The organism is Rhizobium sp. P1_E1 (assembly GCF_056406015.1).
In genome coordinates, this window is the sequence record NZ_JBFUAY010000050.1 from 20,230 (window position 1) to 37,435 (window position 17,206).

Sequence of the window (17,206 nt, forward strand, 5' to 3'; positions counted from 1 at the left end):
GGCCTATTGGAAGGCCGTTTCGAAGAAGCTGCGCAGCTTGCGTGAATGCAGCGCTTCCTTCGGCATGGCGGCAAGCTTCTGGACGGCGCGGATGCCGATCTGCAGATGCTGGTTGACCTGTGTACGATAGAAGGCCGTCGCCATGCCCGGCAGCTTCAATTCGCCGTGCAGCGGCTTGTCGGAGACGCATAGCAGCGTGCCGTAAGGCACGCGGAAGCGGAAGCCGTTGGCGGCGATTGTCGCCGATTCCATGTCGAGCGCGATCGCGCGCGCCTGGGAGAGCCGCTTCACCGGCCCGCGCTGGTCGCGCAGTTCCCAGTTGCGGTTGTCGATCGTGCCGACGGTGCCGGTGCGCATGATGCGCTTCAGCTCGAAACCCTCATAGCCGGTGATTTCGGCAACGGCGGCTTCGAGCGCCACCTGCACCTCGGCCAGCGCCGGGATCGGGACCCAGACCGGCAGGTCGTCGTCGAGAACATGGTCCTCGCGCATATAGGCATGGGCCAGAACATAATCGCCGAGCCGCTGGCTGTTGCGAAGACCGGCACAGTGGCCGAGCATCAGCCAAGCATGCGGACGCAACACTGCGACGTGGTCGGTGATTGTCTTGGCGTTGGACGGGCCGACGCCGATATTGATCATGGTGATCCCGGCATGGCCCTTCTTCTTCAGATGGTAGGCCGGCATTTGCGGCAGGCGGGTGAGGGCGGCATCCGTTTCCGGTGCCTTCGAGCCGGGCAGGGTGACGACATTGCCGGGCTCGACGAAAGCAGTATAGCCGTCGCCGTCCTCCGCCATCATCTTGCGCGCCCAGCTGCAGAATTCGTCGATATAGAACTGATAGTTCGTGAACAGCACGAAATTCTGGAAATGCTCGGCATGCGTCGCCGTATAATGCGACAATCGGGCGAGCGAGTAGTCGATGCGTTGCGCGGTGAACGGCGCGAGCGGCGAGGGCTCTCCCGGCGGCGGGATATATTCGCCATTGGCGATCTCGTCGTCGGTGGTATTGAGGTCGGGCGTGTCGAAGATATCGCGCATCGGAATGTCGACGAATGCGGTCGTCGATGCTTCCACATGCGCACCCTCGCCGAAGGCGAAGTGCAGGGGGATCGGCGTCGTCGATTCCGAGACGATGACAGGAACATTGTGGCTCTTCATCAAGAGCGCCAGCTGCTCCTTCAGGTAATGCTTGAAGAGCTTCGGCCGCGTGACTGTCGTCGTATAGATGCCGGGTGCCGTGACATGGCCATAGGAAAGCCGCGAATCGACATGGCCGAAGCTTGTCGTCTCGATGCTGACCTGCGGATAAAAAGCGCGGTAGCGCGAGGAGATCGGAGCGCCCTGCGCAAGTTCGGCGAAGCTCTTGATCAGGAACGCCGTATTGCGCTCGTAAAGCGCCATCAGCGTCTCGACCGCCTTGGCGGGATCATCGAAACTCTCAGGCTGGAAAGGTGGTGGAGAGGATATTTCGAGGGGCGACAAAGGGGAGATTCGTTTGTTCATGACGCATTATAGAGAGTTGTTTTTGACAAGCAAACGACGCGCGCCGGCGGATTTCGATTTTTTATCCTTTTCCGTGTCGGATTCCAGTTATCGCACCGTAGGCGCGCAGAAGGTGCCGTTTCTCTCCAGGCAGGTATAGCTCGCCCCGAAATGCGACTGCGCCCCGCCGCCACCCTGGTGCACCACGACCGCCGAAAACGTGATAGCGAAGATCGCCGCAAACAGCGTGATGATGCTAAAGCGTCTTGCCAGAATATAGATGTTCATCCCCTTGTCCCCGATACGCAACTCTATCGTGACAATAGTTTTGGCATGCGATGGCTGAACGAGTGCTGAGATGCCGGTTCATCAGCCGTTCAGCTTCCCGGGCAGGCTCGGCTAGGTTGCGGGGAGGATTAGAAGGGGTCGCTGGGCGAATTCGACGCCATTCGACTTCGCCGGCTGGCGTAGCGGAGGAGACCGCAAAGGGCTTCGAGGCATGCCGGCGCGCCGGCATGCCTCAGCGTTTGGGATGATCGTTGCGCCTTCTTATGGCCTCAGAGCCGCGTCCAGGTCTGCGACTTGCAGAGGATCTTCATCACGCAGCCCTGCATCCTCAACGAATTGCCGGAAACCTTGCCCGCGCCGCTATAGGTCTTTTCGGCGGCCGGGTCGGTGATCTCGCCGGCATAGCTGCCGCCGGTTCCCGCCAGTGTGCCGATCTTCCGGCCGGCATATTTACCGGTTTTCAGTGTCACGCAGTAACTGCCGCCGCAGGATGCGATCACCGCCGTATCACCGGCGGCCGTCTTCCAATTGCCGACGATCGGCTCCTGGCATAGTGAACCCATCAAACGAGCGGGGCAAACCCGCCGGACCGCAAGGGCCACAAGCCGCGATAGACGGCAAGGCCCAGAGGTAAAACAGGGTCAGTCATAAACAGGCTAACAGGGATAAAACCGATGGCACGCTTTGAAATGCACAATGCTGAAACGGCCACCATGGGTGGCGACAACAGCGCCGATGTCTTCTGCGAAATGGGTCTGATGTATGCGACCGGCCGCGGCTGCGAAGTCGATCTCGTCTCAGCCCACAAATGGCTGAACATCGCCGCAATCAAGGGCAACGATCGCGCCGCCGAGCTTCGTGCCGACGTGGCCGCCGCCATGGACAAGATGCAGCTCGCAGCAGCGCTGCGCGCCGCCCGCGAGTGGATGACGGTTCACTAAGGAATCGACAAGAGCAGCAATAACAATCTCAAAAAGAGGGGCTGGCGGGGCGCTTTGGACGGGGCCGACGCCGGGAGAACGGAACCGCGACCGGATCCTCCACCGGCCGCGGTTTTTCCGTTTTATCGGCCGATCTCTTTCAGGACCTGCGGCAGCGTCTCTTCGAGCAACGCCATATCCGCTTCCGGCCCGACGCTGACGCGAATGCATCGATTGAGCGGCGCCACGCCAGGCATGCGGATGAAAACCCCGTGCTCCATCAGCCCGTCGACGATCGCCCTGGCATAAGCACCGTCGCGGCCGGTGTCGATCGCCACGAAATTCGTGGCCGAGGGCAGGGGCTCAAGACCGTTCGCCCGGGCGATACCGCCGATCCGCTCCCGCGCCGCATGGATTTTCCCGACCACCTCGACGAGATAGGCCTGGTCCTTGAGGGCGGCGAGCGCTGCGGCCGTTGCCAGCCGGTTCATGCCGAAATGATTGCGGATCTTGTCGAAGGCCTGCGCCGTGCCTGCTGTCGAGATCACGTAGCCGGTGCGTGAGCCGGCAAGTCCGTAGGCCTTGGAGAAGGTGCGGGTGCGAACGACGTTCGGCAGCTCGATCAGCGAGGAGATCGACGGCAGTGAACCTGCCGGCCCCGTTTCGCTATAGGCCTCGTCGAGCACCATCAGTGTCGTCTCGGGCAGCGAACGGGCGAAAGCAACGATAATGTCGGCATCCCACCAACTGCCCATCGGATTATCAGGATTGGCGAAATAGACGAGCGGCGCATTCTCGCGCTTGACGGCATCGAGCAGGCCGTCGAGATCCTCGCGGTCGTTTGCGTAGGGAACGGTCACCAGCCGACCGCCGAAACCGGCGACATGGAAATTGAAGGTCGGATAGGCGCCGAGCGAGGTGATGACGGGCGCGCCCGGCTCGATCACCAGCCGGACGATCTGACCGAGCAATTCGTCGATGCCGCTGCCGATGGCGATATTGGCGGCCGAGACGCCGAGATGGGAGGCTAGCGCTTCCCTGAGCGCGAAGTTCTCCGGATCGTTGTATTTCCAGATATTGCCGGCTTCCTCGCGCATCGCTGCAAACACGGAGGCGGCTGGGCCGAAGCCGTTCTCATTGGCGCCGATGCGCGCCGAAACGGCAAGCCCGCGCTGGCGCTCGATCGCCTCGGGGCCGACGAAAGGGACTGTGGAAGGCAGGGCGCTGGCAAGAGGTGTGAAGCGCGAAAAGGCGGACATGCGACGGCAGTTTCCCGGACATAATGACAATTGGCGAAACAATAGGCCCRGACACGGCCAACGCAAGCAAGATTATTTCCGCAACTGCGGCCTGTTCAGGCCCGGAAGATCGGCGCACGCCGGGCAGCAATTGCTTCCATGTTGCCGACGAGGAAATCGGTGCGGACGACGCGGCGCAGAACCTCGGGGTCCATGATGTTGATGAACCGCACCCCGATGCGTTCCTTATGGCGATAGACCTCGGCGCAGCCGATGCGATAGGCGAGGCCAAGAATGTTGAGATAATAGTGCTTTGGCAGGCCGGCCGTGGTCGAGACGACGAAGGTGGCGCCACCCTGGGAGATATCGATGATCTCTGCGCTTCGCATGGAGACGCCTGTGAGGCACGGCCGGACGGCGACGATGYGGGCTGGCCGTTTGACGCTGAATTCTTCCCAGCGCAGGTCGTAGACGGCGGACTTGACCGTGGCAAGGTGTGTAGCGCGGAGCATAGTCATTCACATTCTCCGTCAGTCAGGACGCATTGGGGGTTTATCTCAATCAAGCTGACCTTGATCTCATTCAGGCTGGCTTGATCGAGCAACTGGTCTTGATCGCAACCAAGGTCACATGAATGTTTTGCACATTCGTCAAACATAAAATTACAATTTTAACGATTTCAAACTTTGTTCCCAAGCGGGACGCCTTCATGTTCATTATCGGGACGCGGTTTCCATTCCGAGCCTCCCGTTTCAGCCAAAAAATCTGACGGTAAGATATCCGCCGGCGGCGGTCAGCGCCGTCAGAGCCGTGCCCCAGGCCATGTCGACCAGGCTCATGACGACTGGCCAATTGCGAAGCGTGGCAAGATTGGTGATGTCATAGGTGCCATAGGCCGCCAGTCCCAGAATGGCACCGTGGAGAAATGCGGTGGCGATCGAGCCTGCCGACAGCGCCGGAAGCACTGCAAGCACAACCACTGCGGCGGCGAAGAACAGGTAGAACAGTGCGCCGACCGCAAGATTGGGCGAGGGCAGCATCAGCCTTCCCAGTTGGTCGCGGTAGAAGTTGCGGGCGATGAGGCCGAGCCATATCCCGTCGCAGATGAGAAGGGTGAGAAAGGCGCCGGCATAGGCGAGCATTGATGTCTTCATTGTCAATCTCCCGAACTTGGCCTTTCTACGCAGCAAGGACCGGCCCGATCGCCGCCCCGTTCGATTTCGGCGCAATTTTCCCGAACTCTTTCAATGGCCGAGCGTTGTGCCTTGACCGATGAAGCACGGCGCGCTTCGAATGACGACAGCGAGGAGTTGAAGATGACTGATGTCAAAATCCCTTGGGAATCATGGGTCGTGGTCTGCGATGGAGCCAAGGCTCTGATCATGCAGAATGCCGGCGATGCCCAACTGGTGAACCTGAAGGTGCTGGAAACCCTGACGCAGCCGAGCGCGCCGGATCGCGAGATTGGCGCCGATAAGCCTGGCCGAACCCATGCTGCAGACGGACTGAGCGGCAGCGCTGTCGAGGAGACCAGTTGGCAGGATCAGGCCGAAGCCGAATTTCTGAAACAGGTGGCGGGAAAGCTCGACGACTTGGTGCAGGAAAAGAAGGCCCGTCGCATCGTCCTCGTTGCACCGCCGAAGGCGCTTGGCACGCTGCGGCCGGCACTCCGCGCCGATACGCAGGCGGTGATCACCGCGGAAGTGGCGAAAGACTATACCAATATGCCGGTCGACGAGATCGAGCGGCATCTCGCCGCCTGAGCCGGCAAGAGCCTACCTATTAGTGAACGCGGGTCGAAGGGCCCGCGTTTTCTTATTCCGCCGCGTCAAGCGGACGGTCTCTGCCCGGCAAACAGCTCTTCATGATCTGCAAAGAGCGCCGCCAGACGGTCGATGACGATCCTGACCTCCGGCCGTTGCCGTTCGTCGTCATGCGCAACGATCCACATCTCGTAAGTCAGTTCGTCGATCACTGGCCCGGCGCGGACGAGCCTGCGCTCCTGATCGCCGATGAAACAGGGAAGCACGCCGCGGCCGGCACCGCCGCGGATGAGGTAAAACAGCATATGCGGCGTGTTCGTCCAGCTGGTGATCCAATAATCCGGCTGCTCGAAAGTCCATTTGTCGGCCGGCGTGACGGCGGTATCGGTGCCAAGCGAGATCCAGTTGCAATTCGTCTCGTCATAACTGGCCGCCTGATAGGCCGCATGCGCCACCTGGACCGAACGGCGGATGGCGACGTTGCCGCTCTCCGGCCGGCTATGGCCAATGGCGATATGCGCCTCGCGGTAAGTGAAATCGACGCCCGTGTCGCGGGTCTTGTAGCACATACGGAAACTGTCCTTCGGCGTCCAGACGTTGGCCAGATGGTCGGCGACGAAGCGCGAGGTCCAGCTGTCGGCGGCCGTCGAGACGATCGGCAGCGTCAGCACCTCGCCGCGCCAGTCGGAGATCGCGCGCGCCGCATCCTGCATCAGCCGGACGCGATCGAGCAACGCCTGCCCATCCTTGGCCAGCAGATAGCCGGTAGGGCCGCGGCTGAACAGCGAGCGCCCCGTCACCCGTTCGAGCGCCAGCATGCGCCGGCCGATCGTCGGCGCGCTGAGTCCAGTGCGGGCCGCCGCCGCCGAAAGCCCGCCGCCTGTCGCAACATGGAAGAAAAGTTGCAGGTCGTCCCAGCTCGCATCTTTCATGGATGAAAACCCCCTTTCTCCGGCGCCTCTACATCGGAAGGGCGCGAAGGCTTAGCTCAAGTGCTCCAGGAAATAGATGGAGGATGAAGCTATGGATCTCAACTGGGTTGTTCTCTTCAGGGAAATCGAAATCCGCAATCGGCGGATCCGCCGCGGTCCCTTGACCGATCCGCTTGCCGACCCGCTTGATCGTCCAGAATGGCGCGGATTTCTCTGGGCCGTTCCGATCATCGCACGTCTCGCCGCAAGACGAAGCGGCGAAACAAAGGAGACGCGCCGCGATGATTCACGGATCGGAAAAAGCCTCAGGTTTCGAAGTTCAATCGCAACACGTGGTGCAGGAATTCCGGATTGATCAGCATGTTGAAGCTGATCGTCACCAATTCGCCTTCGCGTTTGACCACGGTCGCGCCGATCTCGTCATGGATGCCGAGGATTTCGAGGAAGAAATGGCTCGGTATTTCCAGGTTCGGGCTGACTTCGAGCAATGCGCCGGCAAGCGTGATCGTGCGGATCAGGCAGCGCACCTGCGTTCCGGTGCTGAGGTGATGGCCGACGAAGATGATGTTGCCGGGTCTGTCGAGATTGAATTCCCTGTAAGCACGTTCCGGCTTAGGGTGTTCTGTGTCGAGGTGCATCTGAAAGGCCCTTTTAGCCTCCGCTTGTTATACGACAAGATATTAGCGGAAGAATGCTGACACTTGCTGAAGAACATTGGTAAAATTGAATGCTTCTGTGAAACCTGCGGGAAAATCGCATCGATTTCGTGCAGATTTGCCCCAAAGTTGCGCATTCCCCAGCGCATCCGTGCCGTTCTTGACATGTCGGCGGCGTTCGCGCATACAAAGGCCGGTTCGAGGCACCGGCCGCTCGCGGATGAAAATCCATGGTGAAGCCCTCGCGATCATGGTCACGGCCCCTTGTGCATGCTGACTGGCGGCAATGCGAGCTCCCATCCACAGTCGAAGAGCATGCCTTGCGAAGGCTCACGCCATGACGACGACCTATCCTGCCATCGACGAATTGAAGGCTCAGGCCAAGCGCCTGCGCCAGGCGATGAACGATCGCGGCACCCCGCTCACCCACAGTGCTGCCCTGGAAATGATCGCCCGCCAGCACGGCGCGCGCGACTGGAACACGCTCGCGGCCCTGGCGGCAAAGCCCAATGCCGCTCCGAAGACGCCGCTCTTCGTCGGCGCGCATATTCGCGGCCGTTATCTCAATCAGCCGTTCACCGGCGAAGTTCTGGCGCTTTCGGCCCTGCCGGGCGGCGATCTGCACAGGATCACCATCCATTTCGACGAGCCGGTGGATGTCGTCACCTTCGAGAGCTTTTCGGCCTTTCGCCAGCGTGTGAACGCGCAGATCGATGCCGACGGTATCTCGCCGAGGAAGACCTCGAACGGCGTGCCGCATCTGGTGATCGATCTCTAGATTGTTTTTGTCCTTTTGAGGCCGTCCGGATCCGCATGACTTTTAAGCCGGATCGGACCCTGCCTCATATCGCACGGATTTCTCCATGACCGATCTTTCCCAAGGCAATGCTTTTCTTACCGGCTGGCTGCTGGGCGTCTTCATCAAAACGGCGGCACCGATCGTCGCGATCACCACCGTCAACGGCCTGTTCACCGTCGTCGACGCCTATTTCCTCGGCGCCTATGTCGGCCCGGACGCGCTCTCTGCCGTCAGCCTGATTTTCCCGGGGCTGATGCTGCTGATCGCTCTGCAATCGTTGGTCTCGAACGGCATGGCGAGTATCCTCGCCCGCCGGCTGGGTGCCGGCAATCGCGATGGGGCACGTCGGGTATTTGCCGGCGCGCATGCGCTGGCGCTCGCCGTCACCCTCATCCTCAATCTGGTCTACTGGAGCGTGGGCCGACAGATCATCGGTACCGGTGCTGCCGGCAATGCCACTGTTGCCCAGGGCGCGATGCTGTTCATGGGCGCGATGATCGCTTTTGCGCCGATCAGTTTCTTCCTATCGCTGCATCTCGACGCATTGCGCTGCGAAGGCAAGATCGGCTTCATGACGCTGGTGACGCTGTCGGCCTCGCTGCTCAATATCCTCGCCAATTGGCTGTTCATGGCTGTGATGCATTGGGGCGTGCTCGGTTCGGCGGTCGGTTCCATCGCGTCGCAATTCGTCTGCCTAGCAGCGGTGCTCGCCTATCGCTGGCGCCGGCCGGCGGCACTAAGACCTTTCCCGGGGTTGGCTCTCGCCGAATGGCGCGGCATCGTCGCCTTCGGCGCGCCGATGAGCCTCGGTTTCATCGGCATATCGCTGGCCTCGGCCGCCATTCTAATCAACGTCTCGCTCTGGAGCGCGCATGACTATGTCGCGACGGTGGCCGCCTACGGCATCATCACCCGGATCATGACCTTTACCTATCTGCCGCTGCTCGGACTCAGCATCGCCCTGCAGACGATTGCCGGTAACAATCACGGTGCCGGCCTCGGGCTCCGCGTCGGCCGCAGCCTGCAGATCGCCATGCTTGCAGCACTCGTCTATTGCACACTGGTGGAGATCACCGTCGAATTGCTGGCTAGCCGCCTCGGTGCGGTCTTCGTCACCGATCCCGCGATCATCGCCGAGGTCAGGCGAATTCTGCCCTGGACGATCGGCGCCTATTTTCTCTTCGGGCAGATGCTGATCCTGTCGTCCTATTTCCAGTCGATCGGCGATGCGCCGCGCGCGGCGATCTTCGGTCTGTCGCGGCCCTATCTGCTCACCCTGCCGCTCACCTTCCTGCTGCCCTTCGTCTTCGGCGAACAGGGAATCTGGATGGTGCCGGTCTTTGCCGAGGCAGGCATGTTCATCCTTGCTTTCCTGGTGCTGTCGCAGAACGCGAAACGCCGCGGCTGGCGCTACGGGCTTCTGCCCGTCTAGAGCAATTCCAACAAAAGTGCGCAGCGGTTTTGTGTCCGGAATTGCGCAAGGAAAAGCCGCGCTCCGGAGCGCGGCTTTTGTCGATTGTCGGCTATTCCTTGCCATTCGAAGCGGCCGATGTCGCAGCTTCCGCCTCATTCAACGCCTCGGCGCATTCCTGGCAGCAGACTTCGACAGTCTTGCCGCCGAGCTTGACGGTGATGGTCTCCGTGCCGAGTTCGCAGTCGCAGGCAGCGCATGTAGTCTTCTTCATCTGGTGATCCTCCTGTTGGTCGTCCCCGGATCGGGACAGGCTCATAAGATCATCGAAGACCGCATTGCCGCTGTCGAAATCTTTAGCGATCGACCCCGCATAATTCCTTAAATCGTGATCGATTCAAGGCATTATGCGGGGATTCAAAGTGCTACAGCGTCCTTTGCGCGTCTGAAAAGACGCGCGGCGCTGTAGGCTTTCACCTGCGCCGCAGCTGCGCCGAACGCTGGAATTCGGCCGGAGTCTGCCCGAAGGACTGCTTGAAGGAAGCGCTGAAATGGCTGTGGCTGGAAAAGCCGAGATCGAGACCGAGCGCGGTCAGATCCTCATACTGGCCGAGCAGATCGAGTGCACGGGCAAGCCGCAGCCGCAATTGGTAGCGGTAAAGTGGCGTCGCCTCGACCTGTTGGAAGACCTGGGTGAGGTAAACCGGCGAGACGCCCACTTCTGAGGCGATTTCTGAAAGTGTCCAGCGCCGCGCGAGATCGGAGGAAAGCACCAGCTTTGCCCGGTCGACGAGTTTCTGCCGGCCGGCGCTGGCGCCCGCCGCATGCGATGTGCGCTCGCCGAGCGAGCGGCGCACCAGCGTCAGCGCCAATATTTCCGCTTCCAGCGTTTCGGCGACGTTGCGGCTGAGACCATGACGCAGGAGCGCGACCAGCGCCTGCGCGCGTGGATCGATCCGCCGGCGCTGGCGGCGGAAGGAAAAGACCTCGCCGGGCTGCGCCTGCTCCTTCGGCGTAAGCTCTTCGAGCATGGTCTGGTCGATCGCCAAATCGATGCAGGCGTCGCCACCCTCGATAGGGTGGCTGATTCGATATCCCTGGCCGGCATTGAAGAACAGGACCTGATTGGCTTCGGCCACCGTATCATTGCGGCCGACATGCCGCATGAAGACGCCGCGATAGGGATAGACGAGGCTCGTCCTGTGGGCGCATTCCTCGTCGCYCCTGTGGCGGCATTCGCCATTGCAGACGATGTCACGAATGGTGACCGTCTTCGTTTTCAGGAGCGGTGCTGTTGAAAACTGGGACATTGCATCTTCCAGGTCAGACAGGCCGCCCGATGAGGCGACCTGGCGGCACAATATCACGCTTAAGTTTCAGTAGCGACTATAGACGTGGACGTCGCTTTCCGTCTGCCCCCTGGAAAGGCCGATATCCTTCAGCTGTTCGTCGGAAAGCTCCATCAACGCATTGCAGTTGCGCCGTTCGTTCATTTTGCGCGCCAGCCACTGTGCTGCGGTGACTATAACAAGGAACAGGCCGGGCCGCATATTGCGGGCCGAGATTGTGGAATTCGAGTTATGCATTGTGATCCTCCATCCGTGTTTGGATGGAGGCAGTGAACCATCAGCGGCAGTTTCGCGCTGTCAGATTATTTAGCGATCTGAGGACGCCTTCACGCCTTCAGCAGCCACTCATGCTCGGCGGCATTGTGGAATTTCCAGATCCGCTGCGGGCCGGCCATGACGTTGAGGTAATAGAGATCATAGCCATGGCAGGCAGCGCAGGGGTGGTAGCCCTTCGGCACCAGCGTCACATCGCCGTCCTCGATCGCCATCGCTTCGTCGAGCGAGCGGTCGTCGGTGTAGACGCGCTGGAAGCCGAACCCCTGCGGCGGGTTGAGGCGATGGTAATAGGTCTCTTCCAGGAAGCTTTCGTTCGGCAGGTCGTCCTGGTCGTGCTTGTGCGGCGGATAGGAGGAGGTGTGGCCGCCTGGCGTGATCACCTCGACGACGAGCAGCGAATGCGCCGAGCTGTCGTCTTCCGGCATGATATTGTTGACATAGCGCACGTTCGTGCCCTTGCCGCGCGTCACCTGCGGATGCGTGCCGGGCGGGATTGCCTTTGCCTGATAGGTACCGCCGCCGGGCGCCGAGCAGACGGCGAGTTCCAGATCGGTCTCCGCCGTCACCGACCACGTCGATTCCATCGGGATGTAGAGCGCATGCGGCGCACCATCGAACGGGCTCATGCGACCGCCGAGCGTGCCGAAATCCTTGGTGCCGGCAGATGCCTTGCCCTTGCCGGTTACCCAGACGAGGCAGACTTCGCGATCGCCCGTCTCTCCCGAAACGGTCTCGCCCGGCTTCATCCGATGCAGATCGAAGCCGACATAGGTCCATCCGGCATTTTCCGGAGTGACATGCGTGACACGGCCGCGCGTGCCGGACGGTTTCACCTTGAGATTTGGCATTGGTGTTTTTCCTCGTAAGTTGGCGGGTGCGGCTCCCTCATCCGGCTGCCGCCACCTTTCTCCCCGAGGGGAGAAGCGACATGCCGCGCCCTTTCCGTTCCTCTTCTCCCCACCGGGGAGAAGCTGCCCGGAGGGCGGATGAGAGGGCTTCTTGCTCCAGCGGTCCGGAAAGGCGAGCCCCTTGTGGGAGGACGCCCGGACAACCAGGCTTTACGACCCCTTGGGGAAGCCTTCCGTTTCCACGGTATAGCCAGCAGCCGTCATGACGCGCATCAACTCGGCGTGACCGATCTCGGCCATCTTCTGCGGCGGGGCCTTGCGCGGATCCTGTTCGGCCTCGACGACGAACCAGCCTTCATAGCCGTGATCGGCCAGCCGCTGGACGATGGCACCGAAATCGAGCGAGCCGTCGCCCGGCACGGTGAAGGCGCCAAGTGCCACCGCATCGAGGAAGGACTGCCGGCTGCGGTCCAGCCCATCCACGACAGGCTTGCGGATATCCTTGACGTGAACATGGTTGACACGGGCGTGGTGGTTCTCGATGGCGCGCAACACGTCGCCGCCGGCAAAAGCAAGATGTCCGGCATCAAGCAGCAGCGGAATACCTTCGCCCGAGTAACGCATGAAGGCGTCGAGTTCCGGCTCGGTTTCGACGACGGCGGCCATGTGATGGTGATAGGAAAGCGGCATGCCCTGCTCGGCGCACCATTCCCCGAATTCCGTGACACGGCGCGCATAGGCCTTCATCTCGTCATCGGAGAGGCGCGGCTTGGTCGCGAGCGGCTTGGAACGGTCGCCCTGGATCGAGCAGCCGACTTCGCCATAAACGATGCAAGGCGCATTGACCGCCTTGAACAGCGAGATCATCGGCGCGATGCGGTCCTTGTTGGCGGAAAGCTCCTCATTGACCAGCGTGCCGGAGAACCAGCCGCCGCATAGCGTCACGTCGGCGGCGCGCAGGATCGGGAGCATCTCTTCCGGATTGCTAGGGAAACGGCGGCCTTGCTCCATCCCGGTAAAGCCGGCACTGCGCGATTGCCGCAGGCATTCCTCGAGGGACACATCGTCGCTGAGTTCAGGAAGATCGTCGTTCCACCACGCGATGGGCGACATGCCAAGTTTGGCCTTCATCAACATTCTCCTTAAAAGCATTGCGGAAGAGCGGCTCCGCTCTTCCGAAAAATGACGGCGATAATTAGCCGATGCGCTGGGCGGCGCGTGCTTCGACGTAGCCCTTGCGCGCTTCGTTGACCTGTTCGCGCGAGCTGACCTCAGGCACCACGACATCCCACCAGTGGCCGCCGGCCTCCGTGGTAACAAGCGGATCGGTGTCGATGACGAAGACCGAGGTCCGGTCGTTCTTCTTCGAGTCGGCGATCGCCTGCTCCAGCTCGGCGATCGAGGCGACCTTGACGGCGATGGCGCCCATGCTTTCGGCATGCGCCCGGAAATCGATCTCCGGCATCACCTCGTGATAGGAGTCCTTCAGCAGATTGTTAAAGTTGGCGCCGCCGGTTCCCATCTGCAGCCGGTTGATGCAACCATAACCGCGATTGTCGAGCACGACGATATTGAGCTTGAGGCCAAGCATGACCGAGGTGGCAAGCTCGGAATTCATCATCATGTAGGAACCGTCGCCGACCATGACGACGACATCCCGTTCAGGATGCGCCATCTTGGCGCCGAGCCCGCCGGCGATCTCGTAACCCATGCAGGAAAAGCCGTATTCCATGTGATAGCTGCCCGGCGCCGTCGCCGGCCAGAGCTTGTGCAATTCGCCGGGAAGGCCGCCCGCAGCGCAAAGCACCGTCGTATTCTCGCCGCCGAGCGTGCGAGCCACCGCGCCGATCACTTGGGCATCGGAGGGCAGGGCGGCATTGGTCGTCGCCATCGCCTTGGCAGCGGCCTCCATCCAGACCTTCTTCTCCGCAGTCGCCTTCTCGGCGAGTGCGGCCGGCGCCTTCCAGCCCGAAAGCCCTGCCGAAAGCGCCTTCAACCCTTCGCGGGCGTCAGTCACCAGCGGATGGCTGTCGTGCTTCACTGCGTCATAGGCGGCGATGTTGAGGCCGATCATCTTCAGGCTGTCGTTCTTGAACAGCGCCCAGGAGCCGGTGGTGAAATCCTGGCAGCGTGTGCCGACGGCAATGACAAGATCCGTCTCTTCGGCGATCGCATTGGCCGCCGACGTGCCGGTGACGCCGACCGAGCCGAGCGCCAGCGGATGGGTCTCGTTGATCGCCGACTTGCCGGCCTGGGTGGCGACGACGGGAACGCCATGCGCCTCGGCAAAGGCAGCAAGCTCCTTCGTCGCCTGAGAGTAAAGCACGCCGCCGCCGGCAACGATCACCGGCTTCTGCGACGCCTTGATCAGTGCGATGGCATTCGCCAGCTCGTCCGCATCCGGCTGCGGCCGGCGGGTCGTCCAGACTTTTTCATCGAACAGGCTTTCCGGATAATCGTAGGCTTCTGCCTGGACGTCCTGGCAGAGCGACAATGTCACCGGGCCGCAATCCAGGGGGTCGGTCAGGACCTGCATGGCGCGCTTCAGCGCCGTGATGATCTGCTCGGGTCGGGTGATGCGGTCGAAATAGCGCGAAACCGAACGGAAGGCATCATTGGCTGAAACCGTGCCGTCGCCGAAATCTTCGATCTGCTGCAGCACCGGATCCGGCGCGCGGTTGGCGAAGACATCGCCCGGCAGGAAGAGAACGGGAATACGATTGACATGCGCCACGCCGGCGGCCGTCACCATGTTCAGCGCGCCGGGGCCGATCGAACTCGTGCAGGCCATGAAGCGCGTGCGGAAATTCGCCTTGGCATAGGCGATCGCGGCATGCGCCATGCCCTGTTCATTGTGGGCGCGATAGGTCGTCAATTCGCCGCGCACCTGATAGAGCGCCTCGCCGATGCCGGCGACGTTGCCGTGACCGAAGATCGCCCAGACGCCACCGAAGATCGGCACCTTTTTGCCGTCGACGATCGTCATCTGTACTTTCAGGAAATGCGCGACGGCCTGCGCCATCGTCAACCGTATCGTCTTGCCCATCGGGTCCTCCCGGACTTTTGACTCTCTATCTGTTTTCCCCTTCCCAACTCCTCTCCACGAGGGGAGGGGCTAACCTGCCGGGCTCTCTACATTCTCGCCGCAACGTCTTGTCCAAAAGGACGCTCGTTCACGGCGTGAGGTAGTGCCCCAAGTTAAGTCCCTCCCACCTTATGGGGAGGGGTTGGGGAGGGGTCTCAATTCGGTTTCTACTGATGTCCGCGGGTCTTCAGCCACGCCTCCGTCAGTTGCCGGAATCGACCGGCCATGTCGGCGATCGCCTCCTCGTCGTTCATTTCGCCCGAAAGCCAGGCGCGTGCCGGATCGGCAAAGATCGTTCGGCCGACGGCGAAACCCTTCACGGAGGGAGCCGCCAGCGTCGCCTCGAAGCAGGAGATCAGCTCGTCGGCGGGCGCCTCGAGCCCCAAGAGCACGATACCGCGGCACCATGGATCATTTTTGGTGATCACCGCATCGATCTTTTTCCAGGCTTCACGGGATGCCTGCGGCTCGAGCTTCCACCAGTCTGGCTTGATGCCGAGCGCATAGAGCTCCTCCAGCGCGGTCGCAATGGTATCGTCGGTGAGCGGCCCGTTCTTACCGGCGATGATCTCCACCAGCAGCTCGCGCCCGACTTTGCGGGCAGCCTCGAACAGCGTGCGCAGCTTCTCCTGCTGCTCCGTCTTCAATTCAGCCGGATCATCGGGATGATAGAAGCACAGGCACTTGATGCAATGAGCGAGCGGCCATTCCACCAGCTGCGAGCCGATATCCTGGCTGAATTCGAAGCGCAGTGGCTTCGAGCCAGGCAATTCCACCGGCCGGCCGATCCAGGAGAAATTCTTCGTCGCCGCATCGAAGAAGGCGTCGCGGCCGAAACGTTCGTCGATCAGCATGCCGTAGCCGTCGCGGCCGTTCGAAACCCGCGCCGCTGCCGCGACTGCCAGCCGCTTGAAGGCGACGATCTTCTCGTGGCCGACGCCGAGTTCATCGGCGACGCTGACGAGCTGCGAACGATGGTCGATCGCCAGTGCCATCAAAAGCGGGATTTCGCCGCGCCGGGTTGATGCCCAATGAATATGGTTGATCTCCTCGTCCTTGCGCAGCGCCCGATGTTTGCTGCCGGTCGTCAGGAAGAAGTCGAGTTCCGCCCAGGTCGGATATTCCGGCGAGCAGAGCAGTCGGGAGACCGCGAAGGCGCCGCAGGCATTGGCCCAGGTGGCGCAGGTCTTCAGAGGCTCGTCGCGCAGGAAGCCGCGCAGGAAGCCGGACATGAAGGCGTCGCCGGCGCCAAGTACGTTGAAGACTTCGATCGGGAAACCCTGACCGATGATGCCGGCTTCAAGATCGTCGGCGATCGGCCCGTCATAGACGATGCAGCCCATGGCGCCGCGCTTGAGCACGATCGTCGCCGGCGAAAGGCGGCGGATCTCCTTCAGCGCGCCGAGCACATCGTCGGCGCCGGACGCGATCAGGATTTCCTCTTCGGTGCCGACGATGAGATCGCAATCCGGCAGCGTCTCCTTCATCTTCGAGGAGACCCGGTCGGATTTCACGTAGCGCTCGAAGCCTTCCGCATGGCCGGCAAGGCCCCAGAGATTCGGCCGGTAATCGATGTCGAAGATCACCTTGCGGCCGTTCGCCTTGGCGATGCGGATCGCTTTGCGCTGGGCGGCCTCGGTATTCGGCCGCGAGAAATGCGTGCCGGAAACGAGAACGGCGCGCGACGATCTGATGAAATCTTCGTCGATATCGCCTTCATCGAGCGCCATGTCGGCGCAGTCCGACCGGTAGAAGATCATCGGCGACACGCCCTCGGCCTCGACCGCAAGCAGCACCAGCGCCGTCAGCCGCTCCTTGTCGGTGACGATGCCGTCTGTCGCCACACCTTCGCGCGCCGACTGCTCGCGGATGAAGCGTCCCATTTGTTCGTCGCCGACGCGGGTGATGAGGCCGGATTTGAGGCCGAGCCGTGCCGTGCCGATGGCGATATTGGCCGGGCAGCCGCCAACGGACTTGGCGAAGGAGCCGATATCCTCCAGCCGCGAACCGATCTGCTGGCCGTAAAGATCGACCGAGGAACGGCCGATGGTGATCACATCAAGCGCCGGCTCCGGCTGTGAACCCGGATTCGATTGTACCATGATGTCCTCCCGCTAGATTTTGCGCGGCTTCCAGTGCCTGCGAATTTTCAATAA

Annotated in this window: 21 protein-coding genes; 5 read left to right on the plus strand and 16 right to left on the minus strand. The window is 61.5% G+C overall.

All coding sequences use genetic code 11. The features are described 5' to 3' along the window. Positions 1-3 precede the first annotated feature (3 nt). The 3 genes from AC1D1Z_RS18050 to AC1D1Z_RS18060 all read right to left on the minus strand — a co-directional run bounded on the left by AC1D1Z_RS18050 (position 4) and on the right by AC1D1Z_RS18060 (position 2,336). A complete protein-coding gene (locus AC1D1Z_RS18050) occupies positions 4-1,506 on the minus strand; it encodes an AMP nucleosidase (RefSeq protein WP_026230822.1) in 1,503 nt (500 codons plus the stop codon). 87 nt (positions 1,507-1,593) lie between these two features. After that, positions 1,594-1,773: a hypothetical protein gene (locus tag AC1D1Z_RS18055; protein ID WP_018241368.1), complete on the minus strand. Its 180-nt coding sequence runs from the start codon at positions 1,771-1,773 to the stop codon at positions 1,594-1,596. Positions 1,774-2,042: 269 nt separating this feature from the next. Next, positions 2,043-2,336: a DUF2147 domain-containing protein gene (locus AC1D1Z_RS18060; protein WP_477851441.1), complete on the minus strand. Its 294-nt coding sequence runs from the start codon at positions 2,334-2,336 to the stop codon at positions 2,043-2,045. A gap of 111 nt (positions 2,337-2,447) precedes the next feature. Between AC1D1Z_RS18060 and AC1D1Z_RS18065 the strand changes: the two genes are divergently transcribed. Then, positions 2,448-2,714 (plus strand): SEL1-like repeat protein, encoded by a 267-nt coding sequence (locus AC1D1Z_RS18065; RefSeq protein ID WP_018241371.1) that lies wholly within the window; start codon positions 2,448-2,450, stop codon positions 2,712-2,714. 122 nt (positions 2,715-2,836) lie between these two features. Here the strand turns inward: AC1D1Z_RS18065 and AC1D1Z_RS18070 are convergent, their stop codons facing one another. The 3 genes from AC1D1Z_RS18070 to AC1D1Z_RS18080 form a co-directional block, all read right to left on the minus strand. After that, positions 2,837-3,952, minus strand: a complete 1,116-nt coding sequence (locus AC1D1Z_RS18070) for a pyridoxal phosphate-dependent aminotransferase (RefSeq protein ID WP_446983272.1) — start codon at positions 3,950-3,952, stop codon at positions 2,837-2,839. Positions 3,953-4,047: 95 nt separating this feature from the next. After that, positions 4,048-4,449, minus strand: a complete 402-nt coding sequence (locus tag AC1D1Z_RS18075) for a PilZ domain-containing protein (RefSeq protein ID WP_477851444.1) — start codon at positions 4,447-4,449, stop codon at positions 4,048-4,050. Positions 4,450-4,683: 234 nt separating this feature from the next. Continuing rightward, complete coding sequence (locus tag AC1D1Z_RS18080) at positions 4,684-5,085, minus strand: DUF2177 family protein (protein WP_477851446.1); 402 nt, start codon at positions 5,083-5,085, stop codon at positions 4,684-4,686. 162 nt (positions 5,086-5,247) lie between these two features. On the opposite strand from AC1D1Z_RS18080, the gene AC1D1Z_RS18085 reads away from it, so the two are divergent. Continuing rightward, positions 5,248-5,694, plus strand: a complete 447-nt coding sequence (locus AC1D1Z_RS18085; protein ID WP_026188334.1) for a baeRF12 domain-containing protein — start codon at positions 5,248-5,250, stop codon at positions 5,692-5,694. Between the two features lie 65 nt (positions 5,695-5,759). On the opposite strand, the gene AC1D1Z_RS18090 is transcribed toward AC1D1Z_RS18085, so the two are convergent. After that, positions 5,760-6,626, minus strand: coding sequence for a LysR family transcriptional regulator (locus AC1D1Z_RS18090; RefSeq protein ID WP_446983274.1), 867 nt, complete (start codon positions 6,624-6,626; stop codon positions 5,760-5,762). 91 nt (positions 6,627-6,717) lie between these two features. Here AC1D1Z_RS18090 and AC1D1Z_RS18095 point away from each other — a divergent pair, with 91 nt between their 5' ends. Continuing rightward, on the plus strand, positions 6,718-6,981 hold the full coding sequence (locus AC1D1Z_RS18095; RefSeq protein ID WP_026230823.1) for a hypothetical protein: 264 nt from the start codon (positions 6,718-6,720) through the stop codon (positions 6,979-6,981). Here AC1D1Z_RS18095 and AC1D1Z_RS18100 read toward each other — a convergent pair. Together AC1D1Z_RS18100 and AC1D1Z_RS18105 are read right to left on the minus strand one after the other, a co-directional pair. Continuing rightward, positions 6,932-7,264, minus strand: coding sequence for a hypothetical protein (locus AC1D1Z_RS18100; RefSeq protein ID WP_018241377.1), 333 nt, complete (start codon positions 7,262-7,264; stop codon positions 6,932-6,934). The genes AC1D1Z_RS18095 and AC1D1Z_RS18100 overlap by 50 nt on opposite strands. 42 nt (positions 7,265-7,306) lie before the next feature. Next, positions 7,307-7,540 carry a hypothetical protein gene (locus AC1D1Z_RS18105; RefSeq protein WP_477851450.1) on the minus strand — a complete coding sequence of 78 codons (234 nt, stop codon included), beginning with the start codon at positions 7,538-7,540 and terminating at the stop codon, positions 7,307-7,309. Between the two features lie 79 nt (positions 7,541-7,619). On the opposite strand from AC1D1Z_RS18105, the gene AC1D1Z_RS18110 reads away from it, so the two are divergent. Both AC1D1Z_RS18110 and AC1D1Z_RS18115 read left to right on the plus strand, forming a co-directional pair. Beyond that, positions 7,620-8,060 carry a glyoxalase superfamily protein gene (locus tag AC1D1Z_RS18110; RefSeq protein WP_018447361.1) on the plus strand — a complete coding sequence of 147 codons (441 nt, stop codon included), beginning with the start codon at positions 7,620-7,622 and terminating at the stop codon, positions 8,058-8,060. Between the two features lie 85 nt (positions 8,061-8,145). Further along, positions 8,146-9,513, plus strand: a complete 1,368-nt coding sequence (locus tag AC1D1Z_RS18115; protein WP_446983276.1) for an MATE family efflux transporter — start codon at positions 8,146-8,148, stop codon at positions 9,511-9,513. A gap of 91 nt (positions 9,514-9,604) precedes the next feature. Here the strand turns inward: AC1D1Z_RS18115 and AC1D1Z_RS18120 are convergent, their stop codons facing one another. From AC1D1Z_RS18120 to AC1D1Z_RS18150, 7 genes are all read right to left on the minus strand, one after another. Then, positions 9,605-9,766: a hypothetical protein gene (locus AC1D1Z_RS18120; protein ID WP_165548340.1), complete on the minus strand. Its 162-nt coding sequence runs from the start codon at positions 9,764-9,766 to the stop codon at positions 9,605-9,607. Between the two features lie 199 nt (positions 9,767-9,965). Further along, positions 9,966-10,802 carry a helix-turn-helix transcriptional regulator gene (locus AC1D1Z_RS18125; protein ID WP_477851453.1) on the minus strand — a complete coding sequence of 279 codons (837 nt, stop codon included), beginning with the start codon at positions 10,800-10,802 and terminating at the stop codon, positions 9,966-9,968. 66 nt (positions 10,803-10,868) lie between these two features. After that, on the minus strand, positions 10,869-11,078 hold the full coding sequence (locus AC1D1Z_RS18130) for a DUF1127 domain-containing protein (protein WP_182566290.1): 210 nt from the start codon (positions 11,076-11,078) through the stop codon (positions 10,869-10,871). 89 nt (positions 11,079-11,167) lie between these two features. Further along, entirely contained in the window at positions 11,168-11,965 is a 798-nt protein-coding gene (gene iolB / locus AC1D1Z_RS18135; RefSeq protein WP_018241383.1) for a 5-deoxy-glucuronate isomerase, read from the minus strand. A gap of 210 nt (positions 11,966-12,175) precedes the next feature. Next, entirely contained in the window at positions 12,176-13,096 is a 921-nt protein-coding gene (gene iolE / locus AC1D1Z_RS18140) for a myo-inosose-2 dehydratase (protein ID WP_446983277.1), read from the minus strand. Between the two features lie 64 nt (positions 13,097-13,160). Further along, positions 13,161-15,011 carry a 3D-(3,5/4)-trihydroxycyclohexane-1,2-dione acylhydrolase (decyclizing) gene (gene iolD / locus AC1D1Z_RS18145; RefSeq protein ID WP_334542973.1) on the minus strand — a complete coding sequence of 617 codons (1,851 nt, stop codon included), beginning with the start codon at positions 15,009-15,011 and terminating at the stop codon, positions 13,161-13,163. Positions 15,012-15,217: 206 nt separating this feature from the next. Further along, positions 15,218-17,152 carry a bifunctional 5-dehydro-2-deoxygluconokinase/5-dehydro-2-deoxyphosphogluconate aldolase gene (locus AC1D1Z_RS18150; RefSeq protein WP_446983278.1) on the minus strand — a complete coding sequence of 645 codons (1,935 nt, stop codon included), beginning with the start codon at positions 17,150-17,152 and terminating at the stop codon, positions 15,218-15,220. Positions 17,153-17,206: the final 54 nt, after the last annotated feature.

Bases quoted from the DNA above. Each gene is read 5' to 3' on its own strand.
- AC1D1Z_RS18050 (WP_026230822.1), bottom strand. From the start codon at position 1,506: ATGAACAAACGAATCTCCCCTTTGTCGCCCCTCGAAATATCCTCTCCA.
- AC1D1Z_RS18055 (WP_018241368.1), bottom strand. From the start codon at position 1,773: ATGAACATCTATATTCTGGCAAGACGCTTTAGCATCATCACGCTGTTT.
- AC1D1Z_RS18060 (WP_477851441.1), bottom strand. From the start codon at position 2,336: ATGGGTTCACTATGCCAGGAGCCGATCGTCGGCAATTGGAAGACGGCC.
- AC1D1Z_RS18065 (WP_018241371.1), top strand. From the start codon at position 2,448: ATGGCACGCTTTGAAATGCACAATGCTGAAACGGCCACCATGGGTGGC.
- AC1D1Z_RS18070 (WP_446983272.1), bottom strand. From the start codon at position 3,952: ATGTCCGCCTTTTCGCGCTTCACACCTCTTGCCAGCGCCCTGCCTTCC.
- AC1D1Z_RS18080 (WP_477851446.1), bottom strand. From the start codon at position 5,085: ATGAAGACATCAATGCTCGCCTATGCCGGCGCCTTTCTCACCCTTCTC.
- AC1D1Z_RS18085 (WP_026188334.1), top strand. From the start codon at position 5,248: ATGACTGATGTCAAAATCCCTTGGGAATCATGGGTCGTGGTCTGCGAT.
- AC1D1Z_RS18090 (WP_446983274.1), bottom strand. From the start codon at position 6,626: ATGAAAGATGCGAGCTGGGACGACCTGCAACTTTTCTTCCATGTTGCG.
- AC1D1Z_RS18095 (WP_026230823.1), top strand. From the start codon at position 6,718: ATGGATCTCAACTGGGTTGTTCTCTTCAGGGAAATCGAAATCCGCAAT.
- AC1D1Z_RS18100 (WP_018241377.1), bottom strand. From the start codon at position 7,264: ATGCACCTCGACACAGAACACCCTAAGCCGGAACGTGCTTACAGGGAA.
- AC1D1Z_RS18110 (WP_018447361.1), top strand. From the start codon at position 7,620: ATGACGACGACCTATCCTGCCATCGACGAATTGAAGGCTCAGGCCAAG.
- AC1D1Z_RS18115 (WP_446983276.1), top strand. From the start codon at position 8,146: ATGACCGATCTTTCCCAAGGCAATGCTTTTCTTACCGGCTGGCTGCTG.
- AC1D1Z_RS18120 (WP_165548340.1), bottom strand. From the start codon at position 9,766: ATGAAGAAGACTACATGCGCTGCCTGCGACTGCGAACTCGGCACGGAG.
- AC1D1Z_RS18130 (WP_182566290.1), bottom strand. From the start codon at position 11,078: ATGCATAACTCGAATTCCACAATCTCGGCCCGCAATATGCGGCCCGGC.
- iolB (WP_018241383.1), bottom strand. From the start codon at position 11,965: ATGCCAAATCTCAAGGTGAAACCGTCCGGCACGCGCGGCCGTGTCACG.
- iolE (WP_446983277.1), bottom strand. From the start codon at position 13,096: ATGAAGGCCAAACTTGGCATGTCGCCCATCGCGTGGTGGAACGACGAT.
- iolD (WP_334542973.1), bottom strand. From the start codon at position 15,011: ATGGGCAAGACGATACGGTTGACGATGGCGCAGGCCGTCGCGCATTTC.
- AC1D1Z_RS18150 (WP_446983278.1), bottom strand. From the start codon at position 17,152: ATGGTACAATCGAATCCGGGTTCACAGCCGGAGCCGGCGCTTGATGTG.